Here is a 19,713-nt window from a genome sequence, read left to right as displayed (position 1 = left end):
TATGGGTAATTTTGCCTGATGCCTGATATTACGTGAACATCTCCAGTACCGCAAGGCTCTTTTTGTCAAGCTTGTGTATATCTTCGCAGAAATACTTGTTTCCGTCTGCATCGTTGACGTACAGATAATTATCCGAAAGCATACGGAAGTTCTGATACCAGTCCTTGACGCATATAGTTTTCTCGCCTGAAGTCGTCAGAGACTTCACGAAAATCGAGCCTTGCATATTATCACGGATATTGTAAACCTTTAGTATCTCAGGCATGAAGTACTTGTATTTAAGATAGTTGTCCAGTATATTGTACTGCTCTTCATCGAGATCAGCCATATCCTTGATGACCCCTATCTCCCTGAATTCCTGCTCCTCGTTCTCATATGAAAGGCTGATATATGTGATTTTTGAGAAGAAAGGTATGAGCCTTGTGGGGTCTGTTTTGTGATATGTTTTACCCTCATATTCAAGGGTCAGAAATCCGCTTTTTTCATGTGTGAAATGTATCTTTTTACAGTCGAGGAGGTTCAGCTCATCGACCTTGTATAACTCTTCGTTGTTAGTCATGTTTTGCCTCCTTAGTTGTTGATGAATCCCAGGGCTTCAAACTGCATTTTGTACAGCTCGAAATATTTGCCTTTCTTTGCTATGAGTTCATCATGTGTTCCTGTTTCTTTAAGTTCGCCGTTCTCGATCACGCAGAGCATATCTGCATCACGGAGAGTCGAAAGCCTGTGGGCTATTGAGATTATTGTCCTGCCCGATTTCAGATTATCTATCGCCGCTTGTATCCTGCGCTCCGTGCGGGTATCCATCGCGGCTGTGGCTTCATCGAGTATAAGTATATCGGGGCGCTGTATGATAGCCCTCGCGATGGAGATACGCTGTTTTTCACCGCCGGAAAGCGATACTGCGCCCTCACCGACTTTAGTATCGTAACCATCGGGCAGCTTCATTATAAAGTCATGAGCATTAGCCGCCTTTGCCGCAGATATTACTTCTTCCATGGAAACATTCGGGTCGGAATATCTGATATTGTCAGCGATAGAACCGATGAAAAGATATGTTTCCTGCGAAACGATACCGATGCACCGCCTCATATCCTCAAATGCGATATTACGCACATTTACGCCGTCGATAAGTATCTCACCGCCTGTTACATCGTAAAGCCTTGCCATAAGATTTATTATGGTGGATTTTCCTGCACCTGTCTTTCCGACGATACCGTACATTTTTCCTGCTTCGACTTTCAGGCTAACGTCCTTTATTATGGGACGTCCTGCTTCATACTCAAATGTTACGTTTTTAAGCTCGATATCTCCCTTCATTCTTTCCATGCGAACAGGGTCATCGGCTTCCTTTACCGAGGGCAGAGCGTCGGTTATCTCAAACATACGGGAAGCTGCATCCATGCATCTCGCCCAGCGGTCGCCTATCCATGTGAAGAAATTGATAGGTTCATAAGCAAGCTCAGTGTATGAAACAAGAGCAGTCAGCGAACCAAAAAGCAGATGTCCCCTGATGACCAGCACAGCACCGATGTAGAAAAACAGCTTGCTGAAAATTCTGTAGACTGTCCATATTACAGGTATTGTCCCCGCAATACGCGAATTGATATTGCAGTTTATGGCGAAAGCCGCGCTGTTCTTTTTGGAATATCTATCCGCTTCAAGACTCTCGTTTGCAAAAGCTTTTACCACCCGCTGACCGTTCATAGCATCTGAAAGCACCGAATTTGCCGAGCGTGTTGCCACGTCAAATTTGCGGTAAAGCTTTCTCTGGGATTTGTAAAATCTTGACTGCACTATCATTATGAACAGGATAGCCAGTATAAGCCCGATGGAAAGCACAGGCGATAACGTCAGCATGATAACGGTTATGCCCAGCAGTTTTACCATGTTCGTCAGTCCGAAAGGTACTATATCCGTAAAGAACCAGTATATGTTCATGCTGTCGCGGTCAACTCTCGACATCAGCGAACCTGTTTGTTTGCCTGTGAAAAAGTCGAGAGATAATTCCTGCATCGAACTGAATATCCTTATTCTAAGCTTGTGTGCAACTTTGGGCACAACTCTTGAGGTTATAACGCCCGATATAACTCTCATGATAAGAGATATAAGATCTATCGAAACAACAATCCCCACCATAAGCCCAAGCTGTCCGTAATGCTTGCCGTTCTCTGTGAGAATGTCATCATATAGCATTTTTGTCCCGAAAACAGGGGTCAGCACAGCCATGACGTTGCACAGGAGTATCGTCAGAAGTATCAATGCTACCGACCACTTGAACTCTCCGAATAGTTTTAGCAGTCTGCGGAAAGTCGAGCGCCTGTCAACGCAGTTTGGGCAGACAGGTCTGTTCGGGTCGGGGTAAGGTTCTCCGCATATGGGACAGTGTGTGTGTTTGCCTTCAAGCAGTGAATCGTCTATCGGTTCGTTAGCGATGGTCTTGTTCACTCTCTCGGAGAATTTTTCAAACTTGTCCGAAAAGCCCAGTGAAAATCTTGCTATTGAAAATTCCTCGCCATCGGCGGGAACAATCATAAGTCTTGCGGCATTTGCGTATCTGTCAACGTAGATCTTTTTTATATCTGCAAGAGGATATTCCTCGTATCCACTGGTTTTGAAATCCATCAGCACAGGACGTTTTTCTCCACGCTTCAGCTTCCCGAATTCCTCATAGCCCGAAATGACAGAAAGCGTTTCCTCCGTAAATGTCAGGTATACATCGATATAATTGCCCTCTGCATCAAGATCTGATTTAACGCAGTACAGCAGTTTATCAGCAAATACTCCGTGCTTGACGAGTTCCGTTTCGACAGGTTTCGGCATTACGTCAAAATATTCCATTTCAGGTCACTCCTTTCTCTTTTTCAAAAAAATGGCACAAAAAGCCCCCGACCAAAAGCAGGTCAGGGGCATAAACGCATATATATCACAAGACAGCGTGAGTATTAAACGCCTGTCTCCTCGGAGCGTTTTGCTGTGACCAAATGACTTTTGAAAATATTGTTATTGACTGATATCTTATTCATTGTCATTATTTTAAACACTCCTTTCTTTAATATTTCAGATCTGTAAAATCATGTCATTTATTATATACGAAAAATTACCCTTTGTCAAGGGCTTTTGAAAAAATATTTTGATATTTCTCGAAAGTTACATTCAGCGCGGCTTAATGATCTCGTATACATGAGAAAAAATATTTGTCCGCTTGACACAGCGCGATTAAATTGATATAATATATGTACAATCAAAGAATTATATTTATAAATTGTATTAATATTTAAATATTGCAAAAGTCATTAACAAAATAATATGAAAGGAAGTCCGCTTATGGGCAAGAAGAATAACTCTGTTGATACTCAGCCCAATCGCAAGATCAAGGCTGTTGTCGATATGATGTTTGACGATATATCATATTCCGATGAAGTAAACGAAGCTCAGCCGAAGATAGAAGCAGTACTTAATACCGAATTTGACAAGATAAAAGCGGATAAGCACGAGGACGAAGCACTGGAAGAACTCCTTGGCAGATACGGCAAGCTTTCACAAATGGCAGAGCTTGCAGGCTATCCCGCGGACAGCGCAGATAAATGGCGCAAAGAGGGCGAAGCACAGGCACTCCAACCGCTCAGAAAAGAGATCACGAAACAGCGTATCAGGGTGTATCGTATAGCGTTATTTCTTTCAGCGACCCTACTACAGCTCTTCTGGCTGATACACGATATCGCTGTCAGACCGCGGTATGCAGTTGGGGATATAGGCTTTATCTCATTCTGGCTATTATGCGCCTACATACCATTTAAACGATACCATAAAACGGAAAAAGAGGCTGAGGGAAATAAGTACGACACCGAAGCATATAAATATCTCCGCCGACGAAGCGATAAGTATACAAAACGTCTGCTGAACAGTATCGCCCTATTATTTGCCATGGTATTCCTAATACTCATAGCGGAGATATTCTTCTATATCTACAGCAACTCAAAACCCGCAGAGTTCAACGAAACTGCTTTTATAAACAGCATCGCAGTTGAGATACCTGTATTTATCCTGCTAAAAAATATCCTTTGCCTGTGGATTTTCCAGCGGCGTATAAAAATACCCGATATATCAAAATACGGAAAGCACGTCCGCGGAATAATCATTTTTTCAGCGGTTTACTGGATAGGCGCGACGATCTTCTCTGTAATTTACAGCAGCAAAGTCATTTTCCCGATGAATATATTGCCCGTTGTTGGCATTCTGTTTGCGATACTGCTCCTCATCTACGACCTCACCCTGAGAAAAAAGATCACCTACAGGAATATCGAGATAAACAGACTTAGGATAGCAGTTTTCACCTCTGCTATTATCGCAGTCACGGGATTTACTTTTATTAAGCGCGACAGATGGTACACCCAGACATACATAAATTCAGTACCCGTTGTACAGCATAACACCCATAAGATCAGCTATGACGAAGATACAGGCGTTTATACAATAACCAAGACCACCGATGATTTCAAGATACTTCACCTGACCGACATCCACATCGGCGGAAGCCTGTATTCCTACCCCGAAGACTTGAAAGCTCTCCGCGCCTGCTATGCCGAGATCGAACACTCTCACCCCGACCTTGTGATAGTTACAGGTGATATGTGTTTCCCAATGGGCATTATGTCCATGTCGCTGAACAACTCCGCGCCTGTTCAACAGTTTGCGGCTTTTATGCGAAATACCGGTATCCCGTGGGCGTTCACCTACGGCAACCACGACACCGAAAATATGTCCACTCTGAACAAGACCGAGCTCAATGAGGTATATAAATCCCTTTCGTATAAGACCTCGGCAAATCTGCTGTACCCCTATGTTCAGCCCGATATAATGGGAAGGAACAATCAGCTTATCGAGCTGCGCAATTCCGATGGTTCGCTGAATACAGGTCTTTTCCTGATCGACTCAAATGCTTACACGGGCGAGGGCTTAAATGTCTACGATTATATCCACGATGATCAGGTCGACTGGTACGCGGATGAAGTTCAGCGCCTTAACGCCGAAGCGGGTCACACCGTAAATTCGCTGCTGTTTTTCCATATCCCGCTTCAGGAATACAAGACCGCCACTGAGCTTTATCTTGAAGGCAGTAATGAGGTAAAACACTACTTCGGCGAAAACCCCGGTGATCACGGCGGTATCACGAATAATCTTGTGTGCTGTTCCGAATATCCAAGCAAGCTGTTCGATACAGCAGTCGAACTTGGCAGCACAACCGGTATGTTCTGCGGACACGACCACTATAACAACGCATCGCTGGAATACAAGGGTATCCGCCTGACATACGGCATGAGTATCGACTATCTTGCAATGCCGGGCATCGACAATGAGACCAAACAGCGCGGCGCCGAACTGATAACCATACACTCCGACAGCACATGGGACTTAGAGCAGATACCGCTGGAGTCGATATCTTAGTTTGGTTTGACTATTATAAAGCCGCACAGATATCAAAACTGACTATCCGAAATGAGTTTGCTCTGTTAGTTGTTTTGCCTTGGAAAATTGAGCCTGAGAACGATTGAATTATTATTGATGAAAATGGCAATCAATACAAATATAGAGGTTGTGAGACGATGCGCTTTAGAGAAGGAATACCCAAATGGTATTTGCTATTTTATCTTTTCACGATGGTGAAATTGGAGAATATTTTGCCAGACAGAAATAAGTAAGATAACATAAATTGTGAACAATATTTCCAATGAAAAAATGTGCAGACCGACAGATAATAAATCCCCCCTGCCATTAGATAGACAGGGAGTTTGATCTAAAGGAGGCGGTGATCCATGGCACTTCAATACTTTCTGGCTGGGCTGGTGTTTTTCGTGCCCGGTGCGGCGATGATATTTATAAACTACTATCTTATATTCAAGTTCAGGCAGAACAGAAAGGATCCCGAAAAAGTCGACAGTTATGTTCCCTCGGGTGCGCCGCTTTACGGCGGGATATTGTGTGCTGTGGGCGTGCTCATATCGCTGAGATTCAAGCACCCGTGGCTCGAACTGATACCATTGCTTGCTGACCCGGGAGGTATCTCAGGGATAGTTTATTGTTTCATAAGCGAACTTTTCCCCCGTAAGGACAGCAGGAAGTAAAGTCCGACTTTATGAAAAGTGATTTTTGGGGCATTGGGCTCCGGTATATATCATTACAGAAAAACCGCCGTACTAAAGCAGTATGGCGGTTTCGTTTTATCTATAATTTTAATCCCGGTTCTTAAAGATCTATAAAAAAGTGAATTATTCAGTACTTACTTGACAGTAACGGTGAAAGATCTGCTGTTCACATTGGTGAGATCCCACTTGCCGTTTACCTTGGCGCCGATCATCATCTTGTAGGACTTGCCGGGTCTCAGCTTGGGTGAAGTATAGGTGGTGGTATTAGCAGAAATATTCTGATCGATTATCTTCCACTTGCCTGCCAGATATACAGCAACACCGTAGCACTCTGCGTTAGGAATCTTGCTCCAGCTCAGCCTGAACTGATGATAGGTCTTGTTGTATTGTATAGAGATGAGTTTGGGATAAACAGGCTTAGGTGTTACAACTATGCTGTTGGAGAAATCCTTGACGTATTTTCCGTTCAGCATTGGAATAACTGATACCCTGTATTCTGTGTTTGCAGTAAGACCACTAAGTATATAGGTCGTGTCCTCTGTCCTGTCCAGCATCTTCCACTCGCCGTTGATGTAGCCTGCAATAGCGTATCTTTCAGCGCCTTCTATCTCATTCCAGCTGAGCTTGACTGCTTTATCACCCTTCAGATAGCTGATAACGGGAGGGGTATATACATATTGGGTGTCAGCACTTGCATTTATAGCCGCAACGCCGCCGATAACGCCCACAGGTACTGCGCCGCTTATCATCATGACCACGCAAAGACCTGCTGCTACTCTCTTCATATTATTCGATAAATTCTTTTTCATAAAATAACACCTGACCTTTCTACATATCATTGACGTTTGCGTTATAAATTGCTACATTCGTATGAATCTTGTCCATTCGAGTTCCTCCTTCTTCAATATTTATCAAGCAAAATGATAATCAGCTTGATACTTATTAACTATATTATAACAGTCGCAGAAACATATGTCAATATATATCCAAAAAATCAGTTTAAAACTTTAGAAAACTTGTTAAAATAACACTCGAATTAAAAAGTCATGTACATCATATTGTCTTTTCATCTGACGGCAAAGATATGGTAGATGTTCTTGTAATATTCCGTAAAGATTCTGGTTAGTCGCGAAAAACTATTTTTTATAAAACGCTTGTATTTTACAGCAGAACATGGTATAATATTACTGTTATATTTTTTACCGAACGGAGGATAACAAATGAGCGAAGAAAGAATACCAAAGAGAAGTGAAGTCGCTAAGGAGAACACCTGGGCGCTGGAAGATATTTTCCCTACTGATGAAGATTGGGAGAAGGCTCTGGAGGACTTCAAAAAGCTCCCCGAAACTATCGCATCATATAAGGGCAGACTTGGCGAAAGCGCCGATACTCTGCTTGAATATTTAAAGCTGTGTGACGAGATATCCGTATCTGCCGATGCACTTGCAAACTACGCACACCGAAAGTCCGATGAGGACACAGCTGTGGCTAAGTATCAGGGCTATACAGGTCAGCTGATGAACGTATATGTTGCTATCGGTGCGGCAGGAAGTTTCGAGACCCCAGAACTCATCGCTATACCCGATGATGTGCTTGAGGGCTTCTACAAGGCAAACAGCGGTCTTGAACTTTACCGCAGACATCTCGACCGTATCCGCCTGAAAAAAGACCATGTTCTTTCCGAAGCCGAGGAAAGGCTTATCGCCATGACAGGCGAGATGGGCAATGCTGCTGATAAGATATACTCAATGTTCTCAGATGCCGATCTGAAATTCGAGGACGCTGTTGACAGCAATGGCAAGACACATCAGGTAACTCACGGCAGCTATATCCCGCTGGTAAAGGATGCTGACAGAGAGCTGAGAAAGTCTGCGTTTGCATCGATCTACAAGGGCTACGGCAGTTTCCGCAACACTTGTGCGGCAACTCTCGATTCTCAGATGAAAGCGCTGGAATTCTATTCAAAGGCGAGAAAGTACAGCTCAGCCCTTGAAAGCTCGCTTTCAGCCAACGAAGTTCCTGTGGAGGTATATCACAACCTTATCAAGGCAGTTCACGACAACATGAACTATATGTACGATTATGTTGCTCTGAGAAAGAAGCTTCTCGGCGTTGACGAACTGCATTTCTATGATCTCTACACCCCGATAGTATCGGATTTCACCATGAAAGTCACCTTTGAAGAGGCTAAGGAGACTGTTCTGAAAGCACTTGCACCCATGGGAGAGGAGTACATCTCGATACTGAAAGAGGGTTTTGAGAACCGCTGGATAGATGTATACGAGAACGAGAACAAGGCCAGCGGTGCTTATTCTGCGGGTGCGAGGGTACACCCATTTGTAATGCTGAACCACAAGGACACCCTTGACTGTATGTTCACACTGGCGCACGAGATGGGTCACGCACTGCACTCCTATTTTTCCAACAAGAATCAGCCCGTTGTTTACAGCGATTACGTTATCTTCGTGGCTGAGGTGGCTTCGACCTGCAACGAAGCACTGCTGATGCAGTATCTTCTTGCCCACACCGAGGACAAGAAAGAAAAAGCCTACCTGATAAACTATTTCCTCGAACAGTTCCGCACCACCCTTTACAGGCAGACCATGTTCGCGGAATTTGAACTTAAATGCAGTGAGATATGCGCTTCGGGCGATACTCTCACAGCAGATACTCTCTGCCAGATTTACGGCGACCTGAACAAGCTGTACTTCGGTGACGGCATAGTTCTGGACGAAGACATCAAGATGGAGTGGGCACGGATTCCTCATTTCTACTATGATTTCTATGTTTATCAGTACGCAACGGGCTATTCTGCGGCGATTGCGCTTTCTCAGCGTATCCTGAAAGAGGGTGCTCCCGCTGTTAAGGATTATATCGAAGGCTTCCTATGCGGCGGCTGTTCGGCTGACCCAATAACTCTGCTGAAAAATGCAGGTGTGGATATGTCCACCACTAAACCCGTAACCGATGCCCTCAAACTCTTCGGTGACCTCATCAAGCAGATGGACGAACTCAGCAACTGATCTATTGTCCTGAACAGTATATCATAAAAAACGGAGGATAGTTTTTCTATCCTCCGTTTTGTGTTATATTATTTCTTTTACTAAGGGTACAAATTTCAGTACTCTTGTTATCGCATAAGACACTGCAAAAGCGATCAGCATTATCAGGATAAGCATAACTGCGCCGCCGTGTGCAAAGGGGTCAAACTTCATCACTGCGAAGATGTGCTTGTACACGATCATGTGTATCAGGTAAATCCCGAAAGAGCACTTGTCTATCTCAGCCGCTGCTTTATCAAGGAGAGGTATCTCCTTGCCATTGTCAAAAGACTTGAACAGCGCGAAAACTCCCATCGCGGCAAGCACGGTATGTGGCGCGAAGTACTGATCAGCGATATTTTTCACACGTTCAGCAGTCTCGGTATCTGCGGTGTGCAGACGGTAGTAGGTCAGGAAGATCATTCCCGCCGCGCCGATAAGTATGAATATCACACTGACTATCCGCCCTATCTTTAGCTTTTCGCCATGGATGGCGTATCCCAGAAAGAAATACAGCGGGAAGATGCTGTTGGCGAATATGTAAAACACCAGTGTGTCACAGCCGATAAGCGTTTTAGCCGCTGTTATCACAGAATTAGCCACGAACAGCAGACCAAGCAGATACAGCAGTTCCTTTTTGTCAGCCGATTTCGTTATGATGCGGTATATCGGCAGCATAAGGTAAAAGGCGATCATCAGGTAAAGATACCATGTGTGTGACCAGCTCATGCCGTTTTCGGTGAAGGTATCAAAGACTGCGTGACGCACGCCCTCAAGCAGGTGTGTGGGTTTGAAGTCCTTCTGATAAACTGCGTGGTCGTACACCGCGAATATCTCGGCAAAAGCAAACAGTGCTATCACCATACGCGGCAGGTATTTCCCGAAGAGCTTTTTGAAGTCGATCTTTCGTTTTGCGTCCAGCATCAGCGCTCCGCTCACCATCATGAAAGACGGGACAGCACAGTACATCAGGTTGCGCACCGTGAACAGGGTGGTCATTCGAACGATGTTATTTCTTGCGAAAGCACCGCCTGTCATATAGCAGCCGTGAAGAACCACGACTGCTATGCAGGCAAGCGCCTTTATTCGGCTGAAATACAGTATCCTGCTTTTCTTTTCAGTGTCCTTGCTCATATCAGAATGTGAAAGCGTCGTCGCCTACGCAGCCACCATCGCCATTGCCGCCATTATCGGTATAGGTGTCACCATCGTTGTTGTAATCGGCATTGTTATCATAGTTGTTATAGTCGGTAGTATCATCGTAGTTATTATAATCGTATGTGTTATCGTTGTAGTTAGGATCGATCTCACCGGGAGCATACTCGCTGTATTCAAAACCTGATACATACTTGCCTTTGATGGTAACTGTTTCGCCGTCCTTTGTCATGCACTCTAAGGAAGGTTCATTTACGTTGCGGCAGAGCTGTATATAAGTATAATCACTTGTGTTTACGCCTTTGATATCGAAAATAGTAGTATCCTCGGTACCGTATCTGATAGTCAGATCCTGACCCGAAGGAATCTCAAAGCCCATGGACATACCTGTGGAGATAAAAGCACCCTCTTCGATCAGATCAGCAAGACACTTACCATCCTTGTCGAGTACCTGTATAAGAGTTATAGCTACGCCAGCGTTGTTGTTGAACTCAACGTGGATCTTCTCAGCAATCTCTGTTACCTTTGGGGCTTCATCAACCTTGCTTTCAACAGGTGCAGGAGCTACTGCTACTTCCTCATCTGATGTGCTTACTTCGACTGCGACAGCAACAGAAGAAGTGGTATCTTTTTTGGACTCATCGTTCTTCTTGGTATCGCCGCAGGCGCTAATGCTCAGTGCAGTAACAGCTATTACTGCAAGAATAGATGCTTTCTTCATAATTATATTATTCATTTTATTTTCCTCCATTTAATCAGCTCATTATCTCTCGTTTTACCGTGCCGTTTATATCATACATCCATGTACCCTTATCACCGTAGGTTATCTGGAAGCCGCTCTGACCTTTTTCGTACTGGAAATCGGGATCGAAGATGTATGTCTTTCCGCTGCCGTTGTAGTTGTTTATCTCCACCCATGAATGGTCGCAGGAACTACCCCAGCTAAGTGTGCAGCTTGCAATCTGATGAGCATCGTAACCCAGCATTTTAGCCATTTCACAGAAGCAGGCAGCCATAACGTAGCAGTTGCCCTCGTGTGCTTTGAAGCCCCTGTCAGCATACCATTCCATTCCGGGAGAACCGTCTCTCGGCAGATATTCGCCGTCGATATAGTATGAGTAAGGCATTACGCACCAATTGAATGCCTTTTGAAGATCCCAGCCCACTTTATCAAGTACTGCTTCGGCTTTAGCATAGTAGGGAAGTGTGTGTACCTTTACCTTAGGTGACTTATCAGCATTTTCATAGCTATTGCCGAAGGTGTTCACCGCCAGTACTCTGAACTCGTAGTCCTTCTCGGGCGAAGCTTTGATTTTTAAACTGCGCTCGGAATACTGACCGTAGTAGTGTTCCTTGCCGTCAACTTTATAGTAGACGTTGTAAACATCAGCATCTGCAGCAGCATTCCATGTCAGCTTTACATAGTTGCGCTCGGAAACAGCTTTTAGCCCTGTCACGTTTGCGGGCTTGATACGCAACTTGCACTCGTAACCGTCAGAGAAGCTTTTAACGCCGCGTCTGCTGGGGGTATTGTAATATTTAAATGGCATTACCTTTACAGAGATGATATCATCATCAGTCCATTTCAGCTCATTGATGGTGAGCTTATTGTAGCGGGGCTGGATCCTCTCGGTTCTCTTTGCGCCCGAGATGACGACATCGTAACCGCTTACACCCTCAACAGCTGTCCAGTTCACCGTAACATCACTTCGAACTGAAACGATATCATCCAGTTTGGTGAATTTCGTCGTTTCGGGAACGATGCTGCTTTCATCGACGGTTTCCAGCAACTCAAGCCAGTTAATGGGTCTTATACCCTTGACCTGAGCTATTATCGCTCTCAGATCGGTGGTGTTTATCTTGCCGTTTCCATCGATATCTGCTGCTTTCTGACCTTTTTCACTCAGCATCTTTTTCATTTTGATGTGAGCTGCAACCAAAGTCACGTCAGTGATATTGACCTTACCGCTGTTGTTAACATCGCCCTTTGCGTATTCTTCTTCTTTTTCTTCTTGCTGTTCTTTTTCATCATCTGCTGCTTCAGCTTTTGCTGCTGCATATTTGACGTTGGAACGACTTTCTTCGTCTGTTGTTACAACATCCTCAGTCGCATAGCTTTCAGCGGCAGAGACATCCTGCTCTTCCTCGCTGTCTGCAAACGCGCACACAGCTGCCTGCGAGAACACAAGCGCCGCAGATGCAATGGCAGCACAGAATTTCCTTGAAATATATGTCATGTATTTCCCCCATTTCTGTTTGGTTGAATCATCGACTTTATTCAAAGTCAAACAATATTATACCATACACAGAAAGCCGTTCCATGAACAAAATGTAAAAATTACCGATGTAGAAATACAATTTGCCGAGAATTGCGGGTTTTCAGGAAAAATCCGTTACTAAAATATGTAATTATCACAGTCTGATCAGATGATGATGAGAAATCCCAAGTATCAAAAATCTGATTCCAATAAACACGGAATTTCGTCGGAATAATACAGTTTTCTCGGCTTCCGCGGGGTTGATTTTTTACTTGGGATATGATATAATAAATTTTTGGAAAAGAGGTGTGATGAACTTGGAGAATGAGCCTATATACGTATTCCCGCCTAAGCTTTCGCGGACTGAAAAGCAAGCTAAGGCGCTGAATGATCTTGCAGAACACAGGAAAATGTCCAAACAGATGTACAGAAATCTCATTCTTGCGGGAGTGATATTCGCTCTTTCGCTGTTTGTGAAGTTCATCATCATAAAGGTACTGCTAATGCTCCTTGCGACAGGTAATGCGGCGGTGGGAATTATTTTGTACAGATACTACACCCTATCGCGGGATACAAGGCTTTACACTCGTATCTATACCGACAGACTTGAACATCTGCAGAAGCTGGGTCTCATGGGGGATATGCTGAAAGTTACCCTATATTACGATGAAGTCGAGCGTTCATCTCAGGACGGCAGGGGCAATATGTGTTTCAAGCTGAAAAAGTGTGAGAAGTCGCAGTTTACAAAAGTCAGCAGAAAGGGCGGCGAGAGCGATCATCAGCCCAAGGACAGCCTTGCGGTGCTGAAATTCATCGACACCAAGTCAAAGCTCACGCTGATAGAAAAACTGCATGAGGAGATAAAGTATCCGAAGAAAAATTACAAAGTCATCACCGACGATGACGATTTTTACAGTAAGGAAGATATGGAGTGGGATCCTCTCCATAAGCACGGTTTATAGGAAGTGGTAAAATGAAAGCAAGGCTCAGCTCGCCTTTGCCAAAGGTGGCGGCGGGTGTGAATATCCCGCAGGAAAAGGCTGAAATCATCGCCGAAGTCATGGCGGCAGTGGGTGGAAAGTTCACCGCGGCGGACAAAGACTGCGGCGCAGACAGTGTGGGATACGTGTGCGGACTTTCGGGGTATACCGAAAGCACAGCAAGAACGGAAGTTACCGAGGAACTGCTTATCTTCTCGGGACTGGACAGCAAAGACCTCAACAAGGCAGTAACTATGCTGAGGAGCAAGGGCTGTGATATTCCGTTGAAAGCTATGGTAACGCCCCATAACAGAGACTGGACGGTGTCCGCGCTGGCGGGCGAACTTGCAAGGGAGCATGAGTACATGAACTCCCGCGGAAAGCGTGAGAACGATGGTCAAGAGTAAATACAAGGCAGTATTTTATATAGTACTATCGGCATTTTTCTTTGCGCTGATGGGGCTTTTTGTAAAGAAATCAGGTGATCTGCCCACAATGCAGAAAGTCTTTTTCAGAAACTTTTTCGCACTGTTCATCGCGCTGGGTTCGCTGAAAAAAAGCGGCACGAAATTCGAGATAGGCGACAAAAAGAACCATGCGGTGCTGTTCGTGAGAGCTTTCGGCGGAACTATCGGCATGGTGGGAAATTTCTACGCCCTTGGCAAAATGCACCTCTCGGACGCGCTGATGCTGAACAAAATGTCGCCGTTTTTCGTTATAGTTTTCTCATTTATTTTCCTGAAAGAGAAATTGACGGCATTTCAGGCACTGACGGTGGCGGGTGCTTTCTTTGGGAGTCTGTTCATCATCAAGCCAACTTTCTCGAATGTTGAGCTTTTCCCTGCGATATGCGGATTCTTAGGCGGAATGGGTGCAGGTCTTGCCTATACTTGTGTACGTTATTTAGGACAGCACGGCGTGAAAGGCCCTGTGATAGTTGCGTACTTCTCGGCGTTTTCAAGCCTGTTTGCTCTTCCTTTCCTTATAATCCAGTACAAGCCTATGACCATATGGCAGTTCATCTTCCTGCTGGGCGCCGGCATTTCGGCGGCAGGCGGACAGTTCTCCATAACCGCGGCATACTCCCACGCCCCCGCGAAAGAGATATCGGTGTACGATTATTCACAGGTGATATTCTCGACTATCCTCGGTATACTTTTCATGAACCAGTTCCCAGATAAATGGAGCTTTGTGGGCTACGCGATAATTATCACCATGGCGGTACTGGTATTTATTTATAATAATATACTGCATGAGAAGTATCTGAGTAAAGATTAAACATAGTTAATCAAGCCTGCGGGGTGACCTGCGGGCTTGTTTTTGTAAAACTATGTTTGTGACATATTGACATTGTCTGCGATATGTGCTATACTAACATTAACATTTAGTTTGAAAGGGGAGTTTTTTATGAAAACCTACAAAATGATTGTTTCTGCATTAGCTATTGTTCTTTCTCTCGGAATCATGTCGGGCTGTGGAGAAACTGCTGGCGAAAAAAAGGCTGATGATACCACAGTGACTACTACAACAACGGCGGCGCAGACGGAAACGACTACCACAACTGTTGTAGTTGAAGAAACTCCCGAACAGACGGAAACAGAAGCTGCCGAAACTCCTGAAAACACTGAAACGGAGAGCACTACCGAAACCACTGTGCCCGCTGAACAGCCCGAAGTTACGGGGATAGTGACTTATCCCGATAATGAAGATGGGCTTTATCCTATGAGTGAGTGCTTTAGGAGAAAGGTAGAAGAGGTTTCTGGAAGCAAAGTAGTTAACATTGAATTTGATAATAATATGGAAGCGAATGTAGCTTTTGTTGAAGATGGAAGAAAATTTGCTTTAGCAGGTATCTTTCACTCAGAATATGATGATAGTTCAACACATAGTTTGGATCAGTTCTTTTTATCAACTTTGGATCAAGTAGAAGGTTTAGATGGTGTTATTGTCTATACTGGCTAGTATTATATTTATGGTCATTAATTAAACAGAAGCAATATATAATATTTAAAAATCAAGAGAAATAAACAATTGTTGATAAAAACACTAGAAAAGAATATGTTTTATAAATGTAAAATTTCTGTAAACCTCTTGAAATCCCCGAAAGAATATGCTATCATATACTTTGTAAATCAATATCACATCAAACACTATGACCAAGAGAGTAAGTACTCAACACGGATTTCAGAGAGAACCGCCGTTGGGCTGAAAGCGGTTTATTTCGCGGAGTGCCGAAGTTCACTTGTGAGTGGCTGTGCCGAAGGCTTTGGCTTGTAAGCACGGACGCTGAGCCTGCGTTACGGGAAAGGGGAATGTTGGTTCCTCAGGGTGGTCACATTCAAGTACAGCTTGAATGTATACAAGAACGTCATTATCGGTCTTGTCCTGTTTTTTGGACAAGACCGTTTTTGTTTCAGAGGAGAGAGTATGGAATACAGGCTTTGCTTTGATACGATACCCGAGCAGTTCGATAAATGGCGCATACATTACAGCCCCGAGCTTTTTGAGCATATCATCGCCAAGACGGGCATAGGCAGGGGCACAAAAGTGCTTGAACTTGGTCCCGGCACGGGGCAGGCTACCGAGCCTATACTTGCCACGGGTTGTGACTATACCGCCATTGAGCTTGGTGAGAATTTCGCCGAGATGCTGCGCAGGAAGTACGGCGGACGGGAGAATTTTTCACTTATAAACGATGACTTCATCACACATGATTTCGGCGGTGCGAAGTTCGATTTTATCTACTCAGCCGCGACGATACAGTGGATACCCGAGGATATCGCCTTTTCAAAAACTTTTGAACTGCTGGAAAGCGGCGGTATGCTGGCGATGATGTATCTCCATGGAGACTATCAGACTCCCGACCCCGCGCTGTTTGCGGATATCCAGAAGGTCTATGACGCTTACTTCAAGCCCCCCACCAACTACAAGGGCGGTTTCGTTTACGATAACGCTGTGAACTACGGCTTCACAGGGCTTGAAACGAAGTATTTCAAAGGCAGGCGGGAGTACACTGCCGACGAGTACATACAGTACATCGGTACCCACAGCGACCACATCATGCTGGAAGAGCCGTACCGAACTCCGTTCTTTGAGGGCGTATACAAAGCTGTGATGTCCCACGGCGGAAAAGTTGTTTATGACGATACTTACATACTTAAAACAGTACGTAAGCCATAAGATAAATCAAGTTAAGTATATATTTTTTTAGGAGGATAAACATGAAAGAACAGTTAACTAGCATCGAGGAACGCGCAAAGTCCGAACTTTCGGGCATAAGCGACATCAAGCTGCTGGAGGATTTCCGTGTAAGGTTCCTTGGCAAAAAGGGCGAGCTTACTGCTATTCTCAAGCAGATGGGCAAGCTTTCAGCTGAGGAAAGACCTGTGATCGGTCAGCTGGCAAACAAGGTCAGAAGCGATATCGAGGAAGCCCTCAACGCACGTAAGGAAGAACTGAAGAGCAAGGCTGAGGAAGAGCGTCTTAAAGCAGAAAGACTTGACGTTACACTCCCCGGCAAGAAGACCAAGATAGGCAGAGCTCACCCTCTTCAGGTAACTCTCGAGCAGGTCGAGGAAGTATTCCTTGGTATGGGCTTTGATATAGTTGAAGGTCCCGAGGTCGAGACAGACCACTATTGCTTTGAGGCACTGAATATGCCCAAGCACCACCCTGCAAGAGACACTCAGGATACATTCTATATCAATGAGAACGTTCTGCTGAGAACACAGACATCCTCCGTTCAGATAAGAACTATGGAGAACAGAAAGCCTCCTATCCGCATCATTTCTCCCGGCAGAGTTTACCGTTCCGATGCTGTTGACGCTACTCATTCACCTCTCTTCCACCAAATAGAGGGTCTCGTTATCGATAAGGGCATCACAATGGCTGACCTCAAGGGTACTCTTGAACTGCTGATGAAGCGTCTTTACGGCGAGGAAACTCAGGTAAGATTCAGACCTCACCACTTCCCCTACACCGAGCCCTCAGCAGAAGTTGACCTCATGTGCTTCAACTGCCACGGCAAGGGCTGTTCAATGTGCAAGCAGGAAGGCTGGGTAGAGCTTCTGGGTTCGGGTATGGTTCATCCCAAGGTGCTTGAAGAATGCGGCATCGACCCCGAAGTTTACAGCGGTTTCGCTTTCGGTATCGGTCTTGAAAGAATCACCATGGGACGTTACAGCATAAACGATATGCGTCTGCTTTACGAGAACGATATGAGATTCCTGGAGCAGTTCTGATATGACTGAACATTCTGGAAGATATATAACAGGAGCATACTGCAGACAAGACCTATACTTTCAGAAAATTCGGTGATTATAATACTTTTGCAGACTATGTTTTCGGAGCTGTCTGCGGTACACTGAAAGACCGCTGTCTGAATGCTGAATTTGCAGAAATGTAACGAGAATAGGCTTACTTTTTACAGCAGAATATCGATAAAGTGAGGTGCAGACCATGATCGCATATGCTGAACTTGGTGCGGAAACGATAACCGACCGTTTCCCCGAATTAAAGGAACAGACCGAAGCTGAAACAGATGATGGCGAGTTCCTGCCTCATGTAGTTTTCGGGAATGTCTTCAATAGGCTTACCGAAGAACTGCTGATGCGTGACGGTCATTTATCAGACGAAACTCTGCACCGTATCTTTGATATGTACGAAGAGTTTGCGGCAGAGGGTGATGAAGAAGTACAGAATCTTGTACAGGTAACTCTGCTGGAACCCCTGTGGGACGATAAGATGACCTATGACAGGGCAGAAAAACTCCTTGGTGAACATACAAGAGAACTGTGGAACTGCATCGGAAGCTACCTTCGCGCACCGCAGTAACTGCAAAAACTGCATGTTCGTACTGAACCCAAAACTCAGACAGACCGATCTGCATAAGGGAGAGTGAGATATGAGCAATTACAGAAACAACTGGTTCTATAAGATGTGCATAGGACATCTTGTCATTCACTTTGTCGCTTTTGGTATCGGTATTTTTGTTACGATAGCAGGTGTAAAGTCACAGCTGAAGACGGTGACAAAGCTTGGGTGTGCAGTAACACTTTTAGGCGCTGTTTTGCTGGCTTTTGGCGGTATTGCAATGTTCTCGCTTTACCCTAAGCTGATAAAGCTTATGAAAGGAATGTCAGAATACGAACTTGAGAGTCTGGGCGCTAATCCTCCAGACAAGATGTATTACGACACTTTCTACCTGACGGATAGATTCCTCTGCGCACCGGCATATTTTGCTCTGTTGCGTTATGATAAAATAAAGGATTTGTCTGTATTAAAAATGCCTACTCCGCGGTCGAACGATGTAACTTATTATCTCAGGGTACTGCTTGATGATAACAGAAAAGTAGATATACGTATCGCAGACAGCGAAACATTTTTTATAGAGCAGAGAAAATTCATGCGTATGATCGAGGAAAAGAAAAAAAGTCTCACTCACAGTGATAGCTGACCCAAAGCATGAAGGAGTTTTCGGTATGACATTAATGAGATTTATGAGAACTTGGTTCTTCAAAAAAGCTTCAAAACGGGCTAAACTTGGTGTGTTGTGTATTTGTATATATGTTGGTGTGATCATCTGGTTATCTTCATATCTTATACGCGAACTTCCAAAGCCTATAGTATGGCTTCTGTCACTGTGTATGATTGCGCTTCTGCTGTATCTGCTGGGCTTGGTGCTAGGCTACTTCAAAAACACTTATTTTGCCGGAATGAAGCGGTGTATGGCTCATGTTGGCAAAGATGAGATAAAGTCGCTGTACGGTGCTGCCCCCGAGTGTAGGTTTGAAAAATTCTATTTCACAGATAAATTTCTCTGTGTGCCGGATATATGCTTTCTTACAAGGTACAGCGATATTGAAAGTATCGATATCGCACTTAAACAGAATTATGTCGACGGAGCCATCGGAGAGCTAGTGGCGGAAGGTGATGTCTACGGCAAGATAAGCATAAAAATTAAGGGCGAAAAAGACAGCCATATAGTGACTGTAAAGGAAGGCAGATATATAAAAGGCAGGTTTGATTCTTTCACTAAGCTTATCGAGGAGAAAAAGTAAAAATCGTATGTATGGCTCAGCCGTCTGTGGGGCGGCGGGCTTGGAAATAAAAATAATTTAAACGGAGGATAAAT

The 19,713-nt window shown here is 44.6% G+C and carries 19 protein-coding genes; 12 read left to right on the top strand and 7 right to left on the bottom strand.

All coding sequences use genetic code 11. The features are described from left to right. Positions 1–28: 28 nt before the first annotated feature. Entirely contained in the window at positions 29–559 is a 531-nt protein-coding gene (locus BMY75_RS06575; RefSeq protein WP_074831454.1) for a DUF1854 domain-containing protein, read from the bottom strand. 11 nt (positions 560–570) lie between these two features. After that, the gene (locus BMY75_RS06570; protein WP_074831451.1) at positions 571–2,841 is read right to left on the bottom strand and encodes an ABC transporter ATP-binding protein; all 2,271 of its coding nucleotides are present in this window, start codon (positions 2,839–2,841) and stop codon (positions 571–573) included. Positions 2,842–3,327: 486 nt separating this feature from the next. Here BMY75_RS06570 and BMY75_RS06565 point away from each other — a divergent pair, with 486 nt between their 5' ends. Both BMY75_RS06565 and BMY75_RS06560 read left to right on the top strand, forming a co-directional pair. Next, a complete protein-coding gene (locus BMY75_RS06565) occupies positions 3,328–5,448 on the top strand; it encodes a metallophosphoesterase (RefSeq protein ID WP_074831449.1) in 2,121 nt (706 codons plus the stop codon). A 368-nt stretch (positions 5,449–5,816) separates the two neighbouring features. After that, positions 5,817–6,125, top strand: a complete 309-nt coding sequence (locus BMY75_RS06560) for a hypothetical protein (RefSeq protein ID WP_074831446.1) — start codon at positions 5,817–5,819, stop codon at positions 6,123–6,125. 155 nt (positions 6,126–6,280) lie between these two features. On the opposite strand, the gene BMY75_RS06555 is transcribed toward BMY75_RS06560, so the two are convergent. Continuing rightward, the gene (locus BMY75_RS06555; RefSeq protein WP_074831443.1) at positions 6,281–6,955 is read right to left on the bottom strand and encodes a fibronectin type III domain-containing protein; all 675 of its coding nucleotides are present in this window, start codon (positions 6,953–6,955) and stop codon (positions 6,281–6,283) included. Positions 6,956–7,366: 411 nt separating this feature from the next. Between BMY75_RS06555 and pepF the strand changes: the two genes are divergently transcribed. Next, the gene (gene pepF / locus BMY75_RS06550; protein ID WP_074831440.1) at positions 7,367–9,169 is read left to right on the top strand and encodes an oligoendopeptidase F; all 1,803 of its coding nucleotides are present in this window, start codon (positions 7,367–7,369) and stop codon (positions 9,167–9,169) included. A 63-nt stretch (positions 9,170–9,232) separates the two neighbouring features. Here pepF and BMY75_RS06545 read toward each other — a convergent pair whose 3' ends face one another. The 3 genes from BMY75_RS06545 to BMY75_RS06535 are packed head-to-tail and all read right to left on the bottom strand — an operon-like array spanning position 9,233 to position 12,579. Continuing rightward, the gene (locus BMY75_RS06545) at positions 9,233–10,321 is read right to left on the bottom strand and encodes an acyltransferase (protein ID WP_074831438.1); all 1,089 of its coding nucleotides are present in this window, start codon (positions 10,319–10,321) and stop codon (positions 9,233–9,235) included. Position 10,322: 1 nt separating this feature from the next. Continuing rightward, on the bottom strand, positions 10,323–11,078 hold the full coding sequence (locus BMY75_RS06540; RefSeq protein ID WP_074831435.1) for a hypothetical protein: 756 nt from the start codon (positions 11,076–11,078) through the stop codon (positions 10,323–10,325). 19 nt (positions 11,079–11,097) lie between these two features. Further along, positions 11,098–12,579, bottom strand: a complete 1,482-nt coding sequence (locus tag BMY75_RS06535; RefSeq protein ID WP_074831432.1) for a dockerin type I domain-containing protein — start codon at positions 12,577–12,579, stop codon at positions 11,098–11,100. A gap of 332 nt (positions 12,580–12,911) precedes the next feature. Here BMY75_RS06535 and BMY75_RS06530 point away from each other — a divergent pair, with 332 nt between their 5' ends. From BMY75_RS06530 to BMY75_RS06515, 4 genes are all read left to right on the top strand, one after another. Continuing rightward, positions 12,912–13,562: a hypothetical protein gene (locus BMY75_RS06530; RefSeq protein WP_242940187.1), complete on the top strand. Its 651-nt coding sequence runs from the start codon at positions 12,912–12,914 to the stop codon at positions 13,560–13,562. 11 nt (positions 13,563–13,573) lie between these two features. Beyond that, on the top strand, positions 13,574–13,987 hold the full coding sequence (locus tag BMY75_RS06525) for a DUF3783 domain-containing protein (protein ID WP_074831429.1): 414 nt from the start codon (positions 13,574–13,576) through the stop codon (positions 13,985–13,987). Then, complete coding sequence (locus BMY75_RS06520) at positions 13,974–14,858, top strand: DMT family transporter (RefSeq protein WP_074831427.1); 885 nt, start codon at positions 13,974–13,976, stop codon at positions 14,856–14,858. The genes BMY75_RS06525 and BMY75_RS06520 overlap by 14 nt, the downstream gene beginning before the upstream one ends. A 129-nt stretch (positions 14,859–14,987) precedes the next feature. After that, the gene (locus tag BMY75_RS06515) at positions 14,988–15,542 is read left to right on the top strand and encodes a hypothetical protein (RefSeq protein WP_074831424.1); all 555 of its coding nucleotides are present in this window, start codon (positions 14,988–14,990) and stop codon (positions 15,540–15,542) included. Positions 15,543–15,818: 276 nt separating this feature from the next. On the opposite strand, the gene BMY75_RS18220 is transcribed toward BMY75_RS06515, so the two are convergent. After that, the gene (locus tag BMY75_RS18220; RefSeq protein WP_207646262.1) at positions 15,819–15,980 is read right to left on the bottom strand and encodes a hypothetical protein; all 162 of its coding nucleotides are present in this window, start codon (positions 15,978–15,980) and stop codon (positions 15,819–15,821) included. 27 nt (positions 15,981–16,007) lie between these two features. Between BMY75_RS18220 and BMY75_RS06505 the strand changes: the two genes are divergently transcribed. From BMY75_RS06505 to BMY75_RS06485, 5 genes are all read left to right on the top strand, one after another. Next, positions 16,008–16,760: a class I SAM-dependent methyltransferase gene (locus BMY75_RS06505; RefSeq protein ID WP_074831418.1), complete on the top strand. Its 753-nt coding sequence runs from the start codon at positions 16,008–16,010 to the stop codon at positions 16,758–16,760. A gap of 41 nt (positions 16,761–16,801) precedes the next feature. Beyond that, positions 16,802–17,821: a phenylalanine--tRNA ligase subunit alpha gene (pheS, locus tag BMY75_RS06500; protein ID WP_074831415.1), complete on the top strand. Its 1,020-nt coding sequence runs from the start codon at positions 16,802–16,804 to the stop codon at positions 17,819–17,821. Positions 17,822–18,038: 217 nt separating this feature from the next. Continuing rightward, positions 18,039–18,413, top strand: a complete 375-nt coding sequence (locus BMY75_RS06495; RefSeq protein WP_074831412.1) for a DUF7674 family protein — start codon at positions 18,039–18,041, stop codon at positions 18,411–18,413. 70 nt (positions 18,414–18,483) lie between these two features. Next, the gene (locus tag BMY75_RS06490; RefSeq protein ID WP_037287040.1) at positions 18,484–19,035 is read left to right on the top strand and encodes a hypothetical protein; all 552 of its coding nucleotides are present in this window, start codon (positions 18,484–18,486) and stop codon (positions 19,033–19,035) included. A gap of 25 nt (positions 19,036–19,060) precedes the next feature. Next, complete coding sequence (locus BMY75_RS06485) at positions 19,061–19,639, top strand: hypothetical protein (protein WP_074831409.1); 579 nt, start codon at positions 19,061–19,063, stop codon at positions 19,637–19,639. Positions 19,640–19,713: the final 74 nt, after the last annotated feature.

Origin of the sequence: Hominimerdicola alba, assembly GCF_900109655.1 — a bacterium.
In the GTDB taxonomy this organism is placed as follows: domain Bacteria; phylum Bacillota; class Clostridia; order Oscillospirales; family Ruminococcaceae; genus Hominimerdicola; species Hominimerdicola alba_B.
Note: the sequence above shows the minus strand (reverse complement) of the source record. Positions and strands in the feature narration are given on the sequence as shown.